Consider the following 15,446-nt stretch of genomic DNA (forward strand, 5'->3'; position numbering starts at 1 on the left):
CGAGCGGAGCAGGGCGGCGGCCGTCAGACCGGCAGGCCCTCGATGGCGTAGATGCGGGCGGGGGCTCCGTCGGCATTCGGAATCAGCAGCGGCGCGGCCGAGAACAGGTTGCGCGGCGCCGTCAGCTTGCTGGTGTTGACGACGTATTCGATCAGCGTGACGCCATGGCTGAGCAGGACATGGTGGGTGACATGCTCGGGCTTGGGCACCTCCTTGCCTTCGAGCAGGAGGCGGATCGGATAATCCTGCGGGAAGTCGAAGGCGACGGCGGTCGGCTTGCGCTGCGCCAGCCATTGCGCCGCCTCCAGCGTTAGCCAGGGCGCTTCGGTCCAGAAGCTCTTGTCGTTGTAATCGCGCCGGTCGTTCCACTGCGTCGCCAGCAGCAGGATCTCGCCATCGGCCCCGCCGGGATCGGCGGCGGCGAGATGCTCAGGGCCGATCGGCTCATCGGCCGGGCGCCCGCTCAAATCGAGCACGCGGCAGGGGCCGACCACCTGGCCGAGCGGTGTCGCCTCGATCGTCGGCGCCCCGGCGACGAAATGCGCGGGCGCATCGACATGCGAGAAGCCATGGCAGGGGCCGTTGATCTTCGAGACCCGGAACTGGTCGCCCGCCGCGATATCGCCCTTGATCGAAAGCTCGACCGGCCAGCGGAAATGCGGCGCAATCGGCATGGAGAGGTCGACGATGTTCATGGCGCTGTCCGCACTTTGAAAAAGGGAAGCCGGCTGCCCGGTGGCTCCGTTCTAGGTGCGTCAAATCTTGTATGCAAGAAATTTTCGACAGGAGGCGAGGGGACGCGGTATACAAGGCATCATGGATAGCCCGGCCGACACGACCCCTCTCGCAGCGCTTCTCGCCCAGCTGCCGCAGCCCGAGCCGGGCCGGCGCAAGGGCGCCCTGCACGGCAGCACGGTCGCGCAATTGCGCAACCTGATCGTTACCGGGGCGCTGGCGCCGGGCGCCAAGCTCAACGAGCGCGAACTCTGCCTACAGCTCGGGGTCTCGCGCACGCCGATCCGCGAGGCGATCAAGACGCTGACGCAGGACGGTTTGCTGCGGGCACTGCCCAACCGGTCCTCCGTCGTCGCCGAACTCGATGTCGGCGAGATCGAGGCGCTGATCGACGTCGTCTCGACGATCGAGGGTCTGGCGGGGGAACTCGCCGCAGCGCGCGCCACCGACGAGGCCGTCGCCGAGATCGGCATGCTGCACTACAGGATGATGCTGCATCACACGCGCGACGAGCTGCCGGGCTATTTTGAGGCCAACAAGGCCTTCCACCGCCGTATCGTCGAGCTATCCGGCAATCCCGTGCTGCTCTGGATCTGGGAGCTGCTGGCGCTCCGCGTCGACCGGGCCCGCTATTCGTCGAACCTCTGGCCGAAGCGCTGGAAGATGGCGATCCAGGAGCATGAGCAGATCCTGGCGGCACTCACCGCCGGCGACGCCGCATTGGCGAGCCAGCGCCTGCGCGAGCATGTCCGCAACGGCCTGTCCGGCCTCGTTGCGGCGCTGAAGGACAAAAAGGCACAGCCGGCGCCCTCGCCCGAGTAGGGCCTGCCGGCTAGCCGGAGGCTGGGCCCAGCCCGCGGAATTGCTTGCGATAGGCGGCCGGCGAGATCGAGAAGGCCGAGGCGAAGTGCTGGCGGAACGTAACGATGGAGCCGAAGCCGGCGCTGTCGGCGACGGCCTCGACGCTGGCATCGCTTGTTTCCAGCAGTCGTTGAGCCAGCGCCAGGCGCTGCGTCAGCAACCAATCCGAGAACGTCGTACCGGTCGCCTTGCGAAAGCGGCGCGAGAAATTGCGGCGGCTCATCGCAGCGCGCCCGGCCATCATGTCGAGATCGAGCGGCTGCTTCAGGTTCGCGCCGGCCCATTCCAGCACGAGCCCCAGTCGGTCACGGGTCGCAGCCTTGGGGAGCGGCTGCTCGATATACTGTGCCTGGCCGCCGCTGCGATGCGGCGCGACCACCATGCGCCGCGCGACCTTGTTCGCGATCTCCGCTCCATGGTCGCGCCGCAGCAGATGCAGGCAGCAATCGATCGCCGCGGCCGTGCCGGCCGAGGTGACGATATCGCCATCATCGACGAACAACGCGGCACGATCGAGCGCGACGTTCGGGTATTTCTGCATGAAATCGTCGGCCCAGGCCCAGTGCGTTGACGCCGGCCGACCGTCGAGCAGCCCGGCCTCCGCCAGCACGAAAGAGCCCAGGCACAGGCCTACGAGGCGAGCGCCGCGGTGGTGGGCTCGCCGCAGGGCATCGATCAGTGCCTGCGACGGGCGGGTTTCGGGATCCGACCAGGCCGGCACGATCACCGTGTCCGCGGTCGCGAGCGCTGAGAGATCATGCTCCACCATGATCGAGAAACCCGCCAGCGTCGCGACCGGGCCGAGCGTCTCGGCGCAGACTTCGAGGCGATAGCGAGGCGCTTCCAGCCGCGCCAGGTCGTCCGCGAACACCATGCAGGGCACGGACAGGTGGAAAGGGCTGAAGCCGTGAAACGCCACCACGGCGACATGGTGCGGTGATCCTGTCATCGGTATTGGCCCGATCTCATCGCTGATTGTCATCTGGGACACTTGTGAGCGACGGCGCGATAACCGAAACGAGGCCCATCTTCAACCGGTGAGGCGCGGCGACGCCCCTGGGGTGAGGAGCGTAATGGGACGCAAGACGGAGACAGGACGATGAGCAACCCGACGATCAGGACCATGGTCGGCGCCGGCCCGGCCACCGCCATCGAGGCCGGCAGCACCGCGCTTCTCGTGATCGATTTCCAGGAGGAGTATTTCGGCGGCAGGATGCCGATCCCGGATGGCCATGAGGCGATGGCGAACGCCAATCGCCTCATCGCCATGGCCGATCAGGCCAAGATGCCGGTGTTTCACATCCAGCACGTCACGCCGGCCGGCGCTCCGATCTTCGCCGAAGATGGCAAGACCGTTGCCTTCCATCCGGAAATCCAGCTGGCCGCTCACCATGAAGTGCTGCGCAAATCCTCGGTCAGCGTGTTTCCCACGACCGATATCGACGCCCGTCTCAAGGCACGCAACATCAAGACGCTGATCGTATCAGGGCTGATGACCCATGCCTGCGTCTCCGGCGCCGCTCGCGATGCGGCGCCTCTCGGCTATGAGGTGATCGTTGCAGCCGATGCCTGCGCGACGCGCGATCTCACCGGGCCGGACGGCCTGACGATCCCCCATCAGGCACTGCACCAAGCCTCTCTCGTCACCATGGCCGATACCTTCGCCGACGTGCAGACCACCGAGGCAATCCTGGCTCTGCCGCGCTCATAGGCGCGGAGGCGCGTTGTCGACTCCGGGGCAGTGCGCGCCGGGGTCGTCAAGGCGCGGGGGGCGAGACCTCCGGCAGCACCTTCAGCACGGCGATCGCGTCGAGTTCGCTATGGCCCTGCGCGACCAGCATCCGGTAGAGCGTCGTCGCCTGAGCGACCATCGGCATGGCCAAATGCTGCTCGCGCCCGGCCTCCATCAGCATTTCCAGGTCCTTCAGCACCTGCCGAGCATAGCCCTTCGGCGCGAAGTCGCGCGCGACCATGCGCGGCATCATCGCCTGCAGCACCGCCGAATTGCCGAGGCCGGGCGCCAGCGCCGCCGGGATCTTGCCGGCATCGACGCCATAGGCCTCGGCCAGCCGCAGCGACTCCGCCACGACGACATAGTTGGTCAGGCAGAGAGCCTGGTTGACCAGCTTGGTCGCCTGGCCGGCGCCGACCGCGCCCATATGGGTGAAGAGGCCCAGGCTCTCGGCCAGCGGCCGCACTGCTTCGATCGCCTCCGGTGTCCCGCCGGCCATGATCGCGAGCTTGCCGGCTTCCGCTGCCGGCGGACCGCCCGAGACCGGCGCGTCGATGAAGCCGATGCCGGCTTCCGCCAGCGCTGCCGCGAGTGCCTTGGTCACGCCGATCTCGGTGGTCGAGAAGTCGATGACGATCGCGCCCGGACGAGGTTTCGCAGAGAGGATGCTGCCTTCGCCTGTTACCACCGCCTGAACCGCCTTGGTGGTGGTCACCGCGATGCAGACCGGATTGGCGCGCTCGGCGACCTCAGCCGGGGAGGCGGCGAGGGCGACACCGAGCGCTTCGGCTTCGGCCCGCCGGGCCGGGTCGAGATCGTAGCCGACGACGCCGCGGCCGGTCGCGATCAGGCGCTTGCAGAAGCCCGCGCCCATCAGCCCGAGGCCGATGAAGCCGATCGTCTCGCTCATTTGCCCTGCCAGTTCGGCGTGCGCTTGCCGAGGAAGGCTTCCATGCCTTCGCGGAAATCGGCACTGGTGTAGCAGAGGGTAACGAGGTCATCGCCATTGACATCGGCGCTTGCCGCCTGCGTCAATCGGCGCAGCGCCTCCTTGGTCGCGCGCATGGTCAGCGGCGCATGGCCGCGGATCGTCTCCGCCAGCTCCTTCACGCGCGCCATCAGTGCGGCATGGTCGGCGACGAGCTCGTTGTAGAGGCCGATGCGATGGCCTTCCTCGGCCTCGACCAGCCTTGCGGTGAAGATGATGTCCTTGACGCGGGCCGGGCCGAGCAGGCTGGCGAGGCGGGCATAATTCGCCATCGACAGGCAGTTGCCGAGCGTGCGCGCCACCGGGAAGCCGAAGCGGGCCGATTGCGTCGCGATCCTGAGGTCGCAGGCGCAGGCGATTGCCGCGCCGCCGCCGGTGACCGCGCCGGCGATCGCCGCGATGGTCGGCACCGTGCAGCTCTCGATCGTGGTGATCACCCGCTCGATCCGGTTCTCATAGGCGAGGGCGTCTTCCGCCGTCTTGAACTCGCGGAACTGGGAGATGTCGGTGCCGGCGGCGAAGGCCTTCTCGCCGGCGCCGGTGACGACGAACACCTTCGGCGCGCCGTGCTTTTCGGGATTGCCGAGTATCTCGGCCAGCCCCTCATACATGGCGAAGGTCAGGGCATTGCGCGCCTGCGGCCGGTTGAGCGTTACCGTGCCGACGCCATCTGTGACGTCGTAGAGAATCTCGTCGTTCATCGGGTGCCTTTCAGATCGCGCCTTCGGCCTTGAGGCCGGCGATCGCCGCCTCGTCGAAGCCGAGCTCGGTGAGGATTTCGAGATTGTGGTCGCCGGCGTCCGGCGTCGGCGTCGCGATGCTGGACGGCGTGCGCGACAGGCTGACCGGTTGGCCGACGACGCGGATGTCGCCGATCGCGGGATGACTGACTGGCTGCGCGATGCCAAGGTGCTGCACCTGCGGATCGTCGAAGACGGCATCGACCGCATAGATCGGCCCGGCCGGCACCGAGGCTTTCTCGCAAGCGTCGAGCCAGTAGGCGCTGTCCTGCGTCGACATGATCTCCTCGAGCATGACGCGCAGTTCCGGCCGCGCCGCGAAGCGCTTCTCCATATTGTCATAGCGCGGATCGGTCGCGAGCTCGGGCCGGCCGAGTGCGCCGCAGAAGGAGCGCCAGTGTCCTTCGGCGCCGACGCCGAGATTGATGTGGCCGTCGCGTGTCGCATAGACGCCCATCGGCGTCGCATAGGGATGGTCGTTGCCGGCCTGCGGCGGCACCTTGCCCTCGACCAGATAGCGCGCGACCTGGAAATCCATCATGCCGATCTGCGCTTCGAGCAGCGAGGTCTGCACCCATTGCCCCTTGCCCGAGACGGCGCGCTCCTGCAGCGCGACCAGGGCGCCGATGGCGCCATAGAGCCCGGCGGCGGAATCGGCGACGGCGATGCCGGCGCGCACCGGCCCCTGGCCGGGCAGGCCGGTGACCGACATCATCCCGCCCATGCCCTGGGCGATCTGGTCGAAGCCGGCGCGCAGGCGATAGGGCCCGCTCTGGCCGAAGCCCGAGATCGAGACCAGGATCAGGCGCGGATTGAGCGCGTGCAGTGTCTCGAAATCAAGACCGAGCCGTTCCTTCACATCCGGCCGGAAGTTCTCGACCAGCAGGTCGGCATCGGCGATCAGCTTGCGCAGGATCGCCTTGCCGGACTCGGTCTTCAGGTTGAGCGTCAGCGAGCGCTTGTTCCGGTGCAGGTTCTGCATGTCGTAGCCATGCCGCGGCCCGCTCATGTTCTCGTTCGGATCGAGCCCCGGCGGGCTTTCGATCTTGATCACGTCGGCGCCGAAATCGGCGAAGATGCGGGCGCAGGTCGGCCCGGCGCGCACGCGCGTCAGGTCGAGCACACGCAGGGCTTCGAGGGCGGTGGACGGCGTCGGGCGAGGCATGATGATCCGAATGCGTGACAAGGGCCGCGACTATCCCGTCATCGTCCCGGGGCGTCAATCTTTGGCTTCATCTTGCATGCAAGATTGGCAGGCAAGCCATGCATCAGCCGGACAACAGGCGCACGCAACCAGCGGGACGGCGGCGTTGACGATCGGCGGAAAGCCTTGCCAGCTTGGCGGACAGCGTCGGCAACGGGCGCGCGGACGCGGGAGAACGACGATGACGGTGGTCGCACTGTTCGGTGCCGGCGGCAAGATGGGCATGCGGCTCGGCCGCAATCTCGCCCGCTCGCGCTTCGAGACCCGCCATGTCGAGATCAGCCCGGCCGGCCAGGAGCGCATCCGCGAAGCCTTCGGTGCGGACTGCGTCGAGCCGGACGTGGCGATCAAAGGCGCGGAGGTCGTGGTCCTGGCGGTGCCGGATACCGCCGTCGGCGCGGTGGCTGCCGACCTCGTGCCGAAGCTGGCGGCCGGGACGATCGTCGTCATCCTCGATGCCGCGGCGCCGCATGCCGGCCATCTGCCCGAGCGTGCCGACATCACCTATTTCGTCACCCATCCCTGCCATCCGCCGATCTTCAACGACGAGACCGAGGAGGCTGCGCGGGCCGACCATTTCGGCGGCATCGCCGCCAAGCAGCACATCGTCAACGCGCTGATGCAAGGGCCGGAGGCGCATTACGCTGTTGGCGAGGAGGTGGCGCGTGCGATCTGGGCGCCGGTGATGCGCTCGCACCGCGTCACCGTCGAGCAGATGGCGATCCTCGAGCCCGGGCTGTCGGAAACCGTCTGCGCCACGCTGCTCGATGCGATGCGCGAGGCGATGGAGGAGGCGATCGCCCGCGGCGTGCCGCGCGAGGCGGCGCGCGACTTCCTGCTCGGCCATATGAACATCCTGGCGGCGGTCACCTTCGGCGAAGTCCAGGGCGTGTTCTCCGACGCCTGCAACAAGGCGATCGTCTTCGGCAAGGAAACGATCCTGCGGCCGGACTGGAAGCGCCTGTTCGAGCCGGAGGAGATCGCCGACAGCGTCCGGCGTATCACCTGAGGTTGTGCCGAGGCTTCGGTCGACCGTGAAGCCATGCTATGCGTCCTTCGCCGGCTGGGGCCGGCATGCCTTCGGAGACGTCAGATGAATGCGATCAGCCAGAAGCCGGGCACGACGGTCGATGATGCAGCCCAACTGCGCGCAATCGTCGGCGAGGAGTCCCTGGTCGTGCAGAAGAAGGTGCTCGACCGGCTCGACAGGTTCTGCCGCGATTTCATTGCGCTTTCGCCCTTTCTCGTACTGGCCACTGCCGACCGCGAGGGCGGGGTGGATGCCAGTCCGCGTGGTGACGGGCCGGGCTTCGTCGAGGTCCTCGACGAGCGGACGCTGCTGATCCCCGACCGGCGCGGCAACAACCGGATCGATTCCTTCCGCAATGTGCTGAGTTCGCCGGGCGTCGGCCTGGTCTTCTTCGTGCCGGGGATCACCGAGACCCTGCGCGTCAATGGCAGAGCGCGGATGACGACCGACGCCGAGCTGCTGGAGCCGATGGCCATGCAGGAGAAGGCGCCGAAGCTCGGCCTGATCGTCGAGGTCGACGAGGCCTATTTCCATTGCGGCAAGGCGCTGCTCCGCTCGAAGCTCTGGGCTCAGGAAGCGCAGGTCGAGCGCTCGAGCTTCCCGACGCTCGGCCGCATCGTCGCCGAGCAGACCAGGGCGGTCGACGCCGCCGAAGCCGACGCCAATCTGGAAGAGGCCTACCGCACGCGGCTCTATTGAGCGCGCGCGGCCGTGGAGGGCCGACCTTGTCGAAGGCTGACCAGTCCTTGCCGGCGACGCGCTTCAGCTTCCGGCTCGACTTCACCCCGGGTGGGCGCCTTGGCCCCGGCAAGGTGCAATTGCTGGAGGCGATCGGCGAGACCGGCTCGATCTCCGCTGCCGGCCGCTCGATGAAGATGTCCTATCGCCGTGCCTGGCTGCTGGTCGACGATCTCAACCGCATCTTCCGTGCGCCGCTGGTCGAGGCGCAGCCCGGCGGCGCCAAGGGCGGCGGCGCCCATCTGACACCGCTCGGGCGAGAGATCGTCGCGAATTACCGTGCGATCGAGGCGAAGACGCTGGAAGCGGGGGCAGCCGAGATCGCTGCGTTGCGCGCCGCGGTTTCACCAACGGCCCCCGCGCGCGAGCCCGGCAGGAAGGCCTGAGCGCTCACGGCATATCGATCGAGACGCTCTTGATCACCGCGTAAACCGGGCTGCCAGGCGCGAGCTGCAACTGTTCGGCCGATTTCACGGTGAGGCGGGCGAGCAGGCCGGCGCCATTGCAGTCGAGCCGCACTTCCAGCGCGCCACCATCGCCATGCCGGGCGCCGAGCGCTGAGACCTGTCCGGGCAGGACGTTGAGCGCGCTGATCCCGTCGAGCGGCTTGAGGCTCAGCATCACGTCGCTGGCGAGGATGCGCACCCGCAGCATCGCTCCTTCCGGCACAGTGCGCCGAGCGATCTGCAGCGGGCCGGCGGCGGTCTCCAGGATGGTCAAGCCATGCTCCGGCTCATGCCGCAGCACACGTGCGTCGAGGATGGCGCCGGCCTCCGCCGAGGCAGAGAGGATCGGCACGTCCGGCCGGGACATCAATTCGGCGGTTGGCCCGCTCATCGAGACCTTGCCCTGGTCGAGGATGACGAGATGGGTGGCGAGCCGCGCCACCTCCGCGATCGAATGCGAGACATAGACGATCGGGATGCCGAAGCCGTCGCGCAGGCGCTCGATATACGGCAGGATCTCGGCCTTGCGCTCTTCGTCCAGCGAGGCGAGCGGCTCGTCCATCAGAAGGAGCCGTGGCTTGGCCAGCAGAGCGCGGCCGATCGCGACGCGCTGCTTCTCGCCGCCGGAGAGCGCGCCCGGCTGCCTTTGCAGGAGATGGCCGATGCCGAGCAGATCGAGCACGTCGTCGAGCTTGCTGCCGCCATCCTCCGCCTTCGGCGCGAACCAGTGGCCATAGAGCAGGTTCTGCCGCACCGAAAGATGCGGGAAGAGCCGCGCCTCCTGGAAGACATAGCCGATCCGGCGCCTGTGCTTCGGCACGAAGATGCCGGCGGCGCTGTCGACCATCACCCGCCCGTCGATGACGACGCGGCCGGACTGCGGCCGGATCAGGCCGGAGATCACATTGACCAGCGAAGTCTTGCCCGAGCCGGAACGACCGAACAGAGCCGTCAGCCGCCCGTCCGAAGCGAAGCTCGCATCGAGCGCGAAGGCGCCCAGTCGATGCGCCACGGACACCTCGATGACCGCGCTCATTCGACGGCGATCCGCCGGCCGACCAGCCGCGCCAGGAATTCCGACGCGAACAGCGCCGCGACCGAGATCGCGATCGAGATCAGGGTCAGCCGCATCGCGCCGGCATCGCCATTCGGCACCTGGGTGAAGGTGTAGATCGCCGAGGGCAGGGTCTGCGTCTCCCCGGGGATGTTGGAGACGAAGGTGATGGTCGCGCCGAACTCGCCCATCGCCTTGGCGAAGCAGAGGATCATGCCGGCGAGGATGCCGGGCAGAGCGAGCGGCAGCGTCACCGTCAGGAAGACCCAGAACGGGCCGGCGCCGAGCGTGCCCGCGGCATCCTCGAGCTTGCGGTCGATCGCCTCGATCGAGAGGCGGATGGCTCGCACCATCAGCGGAAAGCCCATTACCGCGCAGGCGAGCGCGGCGCCCGTCCAGCGGAAGGAGAGGACGATGCCGAACCAGTCATAGAGGAACTGGCCGATCGGCCCGCGCCGACCGAAGCCGATCAGCAGGAGGTAGCCGGTGACGACCGGCGGCAGGATCAGCGGCAGATGGATGACCGCGTCGAGCAGCGACTTGCCCCAGAAGCGCCCGCGCGCCAGCAGCCAGGCAATGGCGAGCCCCAAGGGGAGGCTCGCCAGCATGGCCGTGGTCGCGACGATCAGGCTGAGGCGGACGGCTGTCCATTCCTCCGGCGTCAGCCAGTCGCTCACGATGAGGAGGCGGGCTTGTTCAGGACCGTGAAGCCCTGCTTCTCGAAACTGGCCTTGGCGCCGTTGCCGCGCAGATAGGTGAGGAAGCCCTGCGCATCGGGGTTGGCGGAATCCTTGGTGATGGCGACCGGGTAGATGATCGGCGGGTGCGTATCCTCCGGGAAGGTTGCGATCACCTTGACCTTCGGGTCGGCGGCGGCGTCGGTGGTGTAGACGATGCCGAGCGGCGCCTCGCCGCGCGAGACCAGCAGCAGCGCGGCGCGGACATTGTCGGCCTGAGCCGCCTTGTCCTTGACCTTGTCCCAGCCGCCGAGCTTCTCCAGCGCCGCCTTGCCGTATTTGCCGGCCGGCACCGAATCGACATTGCCCATGGCGAGCCGGCCCTGGCCGAGCGCGGCCGAGAGGTCGACGCCCGGGGCCAGCGTCGCCGTGGTCTTGGCGTCGGAGGGCGCGATCAACGCGATCCGGTTGGCGAGCAGGCTGACGCGGCTCTCCTTGACGACCAGGTTCTTCTGCTGGGCATAGTCCATCCAGTCGAGATCGGCGGACAGGAAGAGATCGGCCGGCGCGCCGCTTTCGAGCTGCTTCGCCAGCGCATTGCTCGCCGCATAGGAGATCTTCGGCGCCGGCTTGCCGCTTTCCTTGACCCAGTTGGCTGCGGCTTCGTCGAGCGCGTTCTTCAGGCTCGCGGCGGCGAAGATCACCAGTTCCTTGCTCTGGGCGAGGGCAGGGCCGGTGAAGGAGGCGACGCCGATCAGCAGCGCGGCGGTAAAACCCAGAACGTTTCGGCGGTTCGACGGCATGAGGGTCCTCGCTGCGGTTGCTGTCGCTATGTGCGGCCGAATATAACGGCGAGCGACCAAAGGTCGAGTCTGCCTGACGCGGACTCGCGAGCTTGTCAGATCGAGGAGACCAGCATGAAGATTTCCGCCCGTAACCAGCTCAAGGGGACCATTGTCGAGATCGTGAAGGGCGCGACCACCGCCCATGTGAAGCTCGATGTCGGCGGCGCCATCGTCACCTCGGCGATCACCAATGCTGCGGTCGACGAGCTTAAGCTCACCGTCGGGCAAAAAGCCTATGCCGTGGTGAAGGCCTCTGACGTGATGATCGCGATCGACTGACCGCTGCGATGGTTCGCGAGAACGAGATTCGCCGGGCCGAGGTTGCAGTCCAGCCGCCAGCGGCGACCGATGCGGGCCTGACCTTCATCGGCCGCATCCATACGCCCTGGACCTCGCGCCTGACCTGCCCGCGCCAGGGCCGGGCCGACGGGCCGATCTGCACGATCGAGCTGTTCGCGCCCTGGGATGCCGCGCTCGATGGCATCGAGGCTTTCGAACGGTTGGAAGTGCTCTACTGGCTGCACGAGTCGCGGCGCGACCTGGTGCGCCAGAGCCCGGCGAACAATGGTGAGACCCATGGCACCTTCGCCTTGCGCTCGCCGGTGAGGCCGAATCCGATCGGGACCTCGATAGCGACCTTCGTTTCGCGTGAGGGGACCATCCTCTCGGTCCGCGGCCTCGATTGCCTCGACGGCACGCCGTTGCTCGACTTGAAGCCCGACCGAAGCCTGTTCACGCCGATCGCCCCGCCGCAACCGGGTGACTATGAGGTTGGTTAGCTTCGGATTCAGGCGTGTGGCCGGGCCTGCCCAAACGTGGTCCGGCGTCGGCGCGGCTATTGGAAATGCCGTTTCGAGCCGCTAGCGTAATATCCGAACGGATATTGCGAGGTGTCGATATGCTCATCCGGCGTTGCGGCGTCATCGTGGTCGGCCTCGCGCTCATCTTCTGCGCGCCGGTGTCAGGGCAGGAGGCAGGCTCAGGTGACAGGCCAGGTCCGGGGCCAAACCTGGAGATCACGGATTCGGGAGGGACCAGGGCACAGCTCGGGCCGGCCAGTCTCGGCAGGCTTCCTCGCATCGAGCAGTCCGTCGCTTTCCTGTCGTCGAAAGGCGAGCAGAGCGGTCGCTTCGAAGGTGTCCTGCTGTGGGAGGTCCTGTTGAGCCTCGGCCTGACCAAGCAACCATCGTCCCACGCTGATCTTCAGCGCACATTCGTCGTCACCGGTCGAGACGGCTATTCCGTCGCCTTCTCGCTGGGCGAGATCATCCCTGACCTGGGAGGCAGGGCGGTGATGGTGGCCGAGCGGGTTGACGGGCGCGCATTGTCCGATCGGGACGGGTTGCGCCTCATCGTGCCTGGCGACAAGCGCGGCGCCCGGAGTGTGCGGGGGCTGGCGAGAATCGAGTTTCGCTAGAGCATCGGACCGAAAGCGGCAGCCGCTTTCCGAGAGCAGCCGATGCTGTGACCAAAACTGGATCGACACCATGCGGCCGGTCGGGCGAGTGCGATTCAGAGATTCGCTCCCGTTGACGAAGAGCCGCTGTTGTCTGGCGGCGGTAAGCCGCGCTAGCCTTCCGCGCAAAGAAAAAGGCCCACGCCGGAGCGCAGGCCCAAGTCTAGGGAGGAAACGCCCAAGGAGGGCGCCACAGCATCTCTGCTGCGGTGCACAGGAGATAGGGCGACCCGGCCCAGCCCGCAAGGGGGAAGGGACAGCAAAGCTGACCCTATTTTGAGCAAGTTGCGTTTTTTCGCGCCGATCGGACGAAATTGAGGGGCGCCAGCAGATGGCTGAGACGAAACGACGCGGGGAGAACGTTTGCCGAGGCGCGTTTCTGAGCCTGGTCGTCGCTGGTATTCTGAGCGTGAGCGGGGCCGCGACTGCCCAGGTTCCGCCGTCGGCGGCCGAAGTGTCCGCCTATGGCAGGCTGCATCTTGCGGCCCATCGCGGCGACCTCGCAGCTCTCCGGCAAGCGGTCGCGACCGGCGGCGGGCTCGAGGTCCGCGATGGCCAGGGCCGCACCGCGCTGCATGTCGCCGCCCATGCTCGCCAGCGCGAGGCGATGCGCGAACTCGTCAAGGCCGGCGCCGATCCCCGCGCCCTCGACGGTCAGGCTTATGACGCGATCACGATCGCGGCCGTCGCCGACGACATCGAGACGATGCGCACTGCGCTCGCCATCGGCGGCGACCCACGCGCGATCACCAGCCCCTATCGCGGCACGGCGCTGATCGCGGCCGCCCATCTCGGCCATGACGGTGTGGTGCGCGAATTAATCACCGCCGGTGCGCCGCTCGACCATGTCAACAATCTCGGCTGGACCGCCTTGATCGAGGCGGTGATCCTCGGCAATGGCGGGCCGCGCCATGTCGAGACGGTGAAGGCGCTGGTTACCGCCGGTGCGCGTCGCGACCTTGCCGATCGCGAAGGCACGACGCCGCTCGAACACGCCCGCCGCCGCGGCTATGCGGCGATGGTCGCGTTGCTGCAGTAGTCAGGCCGGGAAATCCGGCGCCGGCAGGCTCGCGACCAGCGCCGTCAGCCCGTCGCTGTAGCGCTGGCGCATATCGGCCCAATAGGGGTGATTGCTGTCGTATTTGGCGAGATGCCGGGTCGAGAAGCTGTCGGCCTCGTAGCGCAAAAGGTCGATCGGCGGCGCGACCGAGAGGTTGGAGCGCACCGTCGCGTCGAAGGAGAGCAGCGCGAGCTTGGCCGCCTCATCGAGGCCGCTGGCCTCCTGCAGTGCCCGGTCGAGGATCGGCTTGCCGTATTTGGTCTCGCCGAGCTGGAGGAACTGGGTGCGTCCGGAGGCCTCGACGAAATTGCCGGCCGAATAGACCTGGAAAAGCCGGTGCGGCTCGCCGGCGATCTGGCCGGCGACCAGGAAGGAGCCGTTGGGATCGCCATAGGGCTCGACGAAGGCGCGATTGGCGCGCAGCACCTCGCGCAGCACGCCGCCGACGATCTGGGCCACATCGAACATGGTGCGCGCCGCCAGAATGTCGCGGTTCTCGCCGCCCGCGGCGCTGTCCTGCTTATGCCTGGTGTATTGCCGGATCATGGTGATCACGGCCTGTGTCGTAGCCAGGTTCCCCGCCGAGAGGATCGCGATCACGCGCTCACCCGGCACCTCGAACAGAGCCAGCTTCTTCACAACGGCGATCTGGTCGACGCCGGCGCTGGAGCGGGAATCGGAGGCGAGGATCAGGCCGGATGGCAGCAGGATCCCGAGGCAATAGGTCATGGGCGGCTCCCCAGCACGGGCGCAGCATGCGCAGCGGCTGGGACTTTGCCAAGCTCCCGCTGCCGCGATTGCGGCGTCGGCGGCCGAATGCCAAGGTCGAATGGCCAAACTAGGCAGCGGCGGAGTTCGAGATGCGCAACCTGTCGGACATCGTCGCGTCCGTTCACGAGGACATGGCCGAGCATATCGGCGGCGGCAAGGTGGCGGATTACATTCCGGCGCTGTCGCGAGTCGATCCGCGTCGCTTCGGCCTTGCCGTGGTCACCTGTACCGGAGAGCGCGCCGAAGCTGGCGATGCCGGCGTCCCGTTCTCGATCCAGAGCATCTCCAAGGTCTTCACTTTGACGCTGGCGCTGGAGCGAATCGGCGCCCGGCTCTGGCACAGGGTCGGGCGCGAGCCGTCGGGCTCGCCCTTCAATTCGATTGTCCAGCTCGAACAGGAGCGCGGCGTGCCGCGCAATCCGTTCATCAATGCCGGGGCACTGGTCGTCACCGATGCCTTGCTGACCGGCCGGACGCCGAAGAAGACGGCCGCCGAGATTCTCGCCTTCCTGCGTGAGCGTACCGACGATCGATCGGTGTCGATCGATGACGAGGTGGCGGGTTCGGAGGCGCAGACCGGCTTCCGCAATGCCAGCCTGGCCAATTTCATCCGCGCCTTCGGCAATCTGAAGAACCCGGTGGCCGAGGTGCTCGACGTCTATTTCCATCAATGCGCGCTCAGTCTGAGCTGCGCCCAGCTCGCGCGCGCCGGCCTGTTCCTCGCCGGCGACGGTATCGATCCGTTGACCGGCGATATGGTCTGCCGCCCGGCGCGGGCCCGCCGCGTCAAGGCGCTGATGATGACCTGCGGCCACTACGACGCCTCGGGCGAGTTCGCCTTCAAGGTCGGCTTGCCCGGCAAGAGCGGCGTCGGCGGCGGCATCCTCGCCATCGTGCCGAAGCAGGCGGCGATCGCGGTCTGGTCGCCCGGGCTCAATGCCGCCGGTACCTCGCATGTCGGTGCAATCGCGCTCGAACGTCTGGTCGAGCGCACCGGCTGGTCGGTGTTCTAGCGCGCTTTCCGTTCGACCGGCACGGTCGAACGGAAAGCGCGCAAAGCAAATAGCTATTCAGCCCTTCGCCGGCCCGGTCGCGACCGGGGGGGGGGG

The 15,446-nt window shown here is 67.4% G+C and carries 19 protein-coding genes; 10 read left to right on the forward strand and 9 right to left on the reverse strand.

Going from position 1 to position 15,446, the window contains the following annotated elements; all coding sequences use genetic code 11:
- Positions 1-23: 23 nt before the first annotated feature.
- The gene (locus tag AC07O0_RS26895; protein ID WP_494627371.1) at positions 24-695 is read right to left on the reverse strand and encodes a cyclase family protein; all 672 of its coding nucleotides are present in this window, start codon (positions 693-695) and stop codon (positions 24-26) included.
- Between the two features lie 121 nt (positions 696-816).
- Between AC07O0_RS26895 and AC07O0_RS26900 the strand changes: the two genes are divergently transcribed.
- On the forward strand, positions 817-1,557 hold the full coding sequence (locus tag AC07O0_RS26900) for a GntR family transcriptional regulator (protein ID WP_494627373.1): 741 nt from the start codon (positions 817-819) through the stop codon (positions 1,555-1,557).
- A gap of 10 nt (positions 1,558-1,567) precedes the next feature.
- On the opposite strand, the gene AC07O0_RS26905 is transcribed toward AC07O0_RS26900, so the two are convergent.
- Positions 1,568-2,545 (reverse strand): GlxA family transcriptional regulator, encoded by a 978-nt coding sequence (locus AC07O0_RS26905; protein ID WP_494627374.1) that lies wholly within the window; start codon positions 2,543-2,545, stop codon positions 1,568-1,570.
- A 150-nt stretch (positions 2,546-2,695) separates the two neighbouring features.
- Between AC07O0_RS26905 and AC07O0_RS26910 the strand changes: the two genes are divergently transcribed.
- A complete protein-coding gene (locus AC07O0_RS26910; RefSeq protein ID WP_494627376.1) occupies positions 2,696-3,307 on the forward strand; it encodes a cysteine hydrolase family protein in 612 nt (203 codons plus the stop codon).
- A gap of 46 nt (positions 3,308-3,353) precedes the next feature.
- Here AC07O0_RS26910 and AC07O0_RS26915 read toward each other — a convergent pair whose 3' ends face one another.
- From AC07O0_RS26915 to AC07O0_RS26925, 3 genes are read right to left on the reverse strand one after another with little or no spacing between them, the layout of a single operon-like run.
- Positions 3,354-4,238, reverse strand: a complete 885-nt coding sequence (locus tag AC07O0_RS26915) for an NAD(P)-dependent oxidoreductase (RefSeq protein ID WP_494627377.1) — start codon at positions 4,236-4,238, stop codon at positions 3,354-3,356.
- Positions 4,235-5,017, reverse strand: coding sequence for an enoyl-CoA hydratase/isomerase family protein (locus tag AC07O0_RS26920; RefSeq protein WP_494627379.1), 783 nt, complete (start codon positions 5,015-5,017; stop codon positions 4,235-4,237). Before AC07O0_RS26920 ends, AC07O0_RS26915 begins: the two co-directional genes overlap by 4 nt.
- 10 nt (positions 5,018-5,027) lie before the next feature.
- Positions 5,028-6,221, reverse strand: a complete 1,194-nt coding sequence (locus AC07O0_RS26925) for a CaiB/BaiF CoA transferase family protein (RefSeq protein ID WP_494627410.1) — start codon at positions 6,219-6,221, stop codon at positions 5,028-5,030.
- 220 nt (positions 6,222-6,441) lie between these two features.
- Between AC07O0_RS26925 and AC07O0_RS26930 the strand changes: the two genes are divergently transcribed.
- From AC07O0_RS26930 to AC07O0_RS26940, 3 genes are all read left to right on the forward strand, one after another.
- Complete coding sequence (locus AC07O0_RS26930) at positions 6,442-7,269, forward strand: phosphogluconate dehydrogenase C-terminal domain-containing protein (RefSeq protein ID WP_494627381.1); 828 nt, start codon at positions 6,442-6,444, stop codon at positions 7,267-7,269.
- A gap of 84 nt (positions 7,270-7,353) precedes the next feature.
- The gene (locus AC07O0_RS26935) at positions 7,354-7,989 is read left to right on the forward strand and encodes a pyridoxamine 5'-phosphate oxidase family protein (protein ID WP_494627382.1); all 636 of its coding nucleotides are present in this window, start codon (positions 7,354-7,356) and stop codon (positions 7,987-7,989) included.
- Between the two features lie 26 nt (positions 7,990-8,015).
- Positions 8,016-8,414, forward strand: a complete 399-nt coding sequence (locus AC07O0_RS26940; protein WP_494627384.1) for a winged helix-turn-helix domain-containing protein — start codon at positions 8,016-8,018, stop codon at positions 8,412-8,414.
- A gap of 4 nt (positions 8,415-8,418) precedes the next feature.
- Here the strand turns inward: AC07O0_RS26940 and modC are convergent, their stop codons facing one another.
- Genes modC through modA form a run of 3 tightly spaced genes read right to left on the reverse strand, consistent with a single transcriptional unit; the run spans position 8,419 to position 11,008 of the window.
- Entirely contained in the window at positions 8,419-9,510 is a 1,092-nt protein-coding gene (modC, locus tag AC07O0_RS26945) for a molybdenum ABC transporter ATP-binding protein (protein WP_494627386.1), read from the reverse strand.
- Positions 9,507-10,205, reverse strand: coding sequence for a molybdate ABC transporter permease subunit (gene modB / locus AC07O0_RS26950; protein WP_493684610.1), 699 nt, complete (start codon positions 10,203-10,205; stop codon positions 9,507-9,509). Before modB ends, modC begins: the two co-directional genes overlap by 4 nt.
- Positions 10,202-11,008: a molybdate ABC transporter substrate-binding protein gene (gene modA, locus AC07O0_RS26955; RefSeq protein ID WP_494627388.1), complete on the reverse strand. Its 807-nt coding sequence runs from the start codon at positions 11,006-11,008 to the stop codon at positions 10,202-10,204. The genes modB and modA overlap by 4 nt, the downstream gene beginning before the upstream one ends.
- A gap of 114 nt (positions 11,009-11,122) precedes the next feature.
- On the opposite strand from modA, the gene AC07O0_RS26960 reads away from it, so the two are divergent.
- From AC07O0_RS26960 to AC07O0_RS26975, 4 genes are all read left to right on the forward strand, one after another.
- Positions 11,123-11,329 (forward strand): TOBE domain-containing protein, encoded by a 207-nt coding sequence (locus tag AC07O0_RS26960; RefSeq protein WP_494627389.1) that lies wholly within the window; start codon positions 11,123-11,125, stop codon positions 11,327-11,329.
- A gap of 8 nt (positions 11,330-11,337) precedes the next feature.
- Complete coding sequence (gene tsaA, locus AC07O0_RS26965) at positions 11,338-11,829, forward strand: tRNA (N6-threonylcarbamoyladenosine(37)-N6)-methyltransferase TrmO (RefSeq protein WP_494627391.1); 492 nt, start codon at positions 11,338-11,340, stop codon at positions 11,827-11,829.
- Between the two features lie 119 nt (positions 11,830-11,948).
- Positions 11,949-12,467 carry a molybdopterin-dependent oxidoreductase gene (locus tag AC07O0_RS26970; protein WP_494627393.1) on the forward strand — a complete coding sequence of 173 codons (519 nt, stop codon included), beginning with the start codon at positions 11,949-11,951 and terminating at the stop codon, positions 12,465-12,467.
- 493 nt (positions 12,468-12,960) lie between these two features.
- Positions 12,961-13,545, forward strand: coding sequence for an ankyrin repeat domain-containing protein (locus AC07O0_RS26975; protein WP_494627395.1), 585 nt, complete (start codon positions 12,961-12,963; stop codon positions 13,543-13,545).
- Here AC07O0_RS26975 and AC07O0_RS26980 read toward each other — a convergent pair whose 3' ends face one another.
- On the reverse strand, positions 13,546-14,295 hold the full coding sequence (locus tag AC07O0_RS26980) for a proteasome-type protease (RefSeq protein WP_494627397.1): 750 nt from the start codon (positions 14,293-14,295) through the stop codon (positions 13,546-13,548). It lies immediately after the preceding gene.
- A 131-nt stretch (positions 14,296-14,426) separates the two neighbouring features.
- Here AC07O0_RS26980 and AC07O0_RS26985 point away from each other — a divergent pair, with 131 nt between their 5' ends.
- Complete coding sequence (locus AC07O0_RS26985; RefSeq protein WP_494627398.1) at positions 14,427-15,350, forward strand: glutaminase; 924 nt, start codon at positions 14,427-14,429, stop codon at positions 15,348-15,350.
- Positions 15,351-15,446 lie beyond the last annotated feature (96 nt).

This window comes from Allobosea sp. GW821-FHT10B12 (assembly GCF_059415545.1).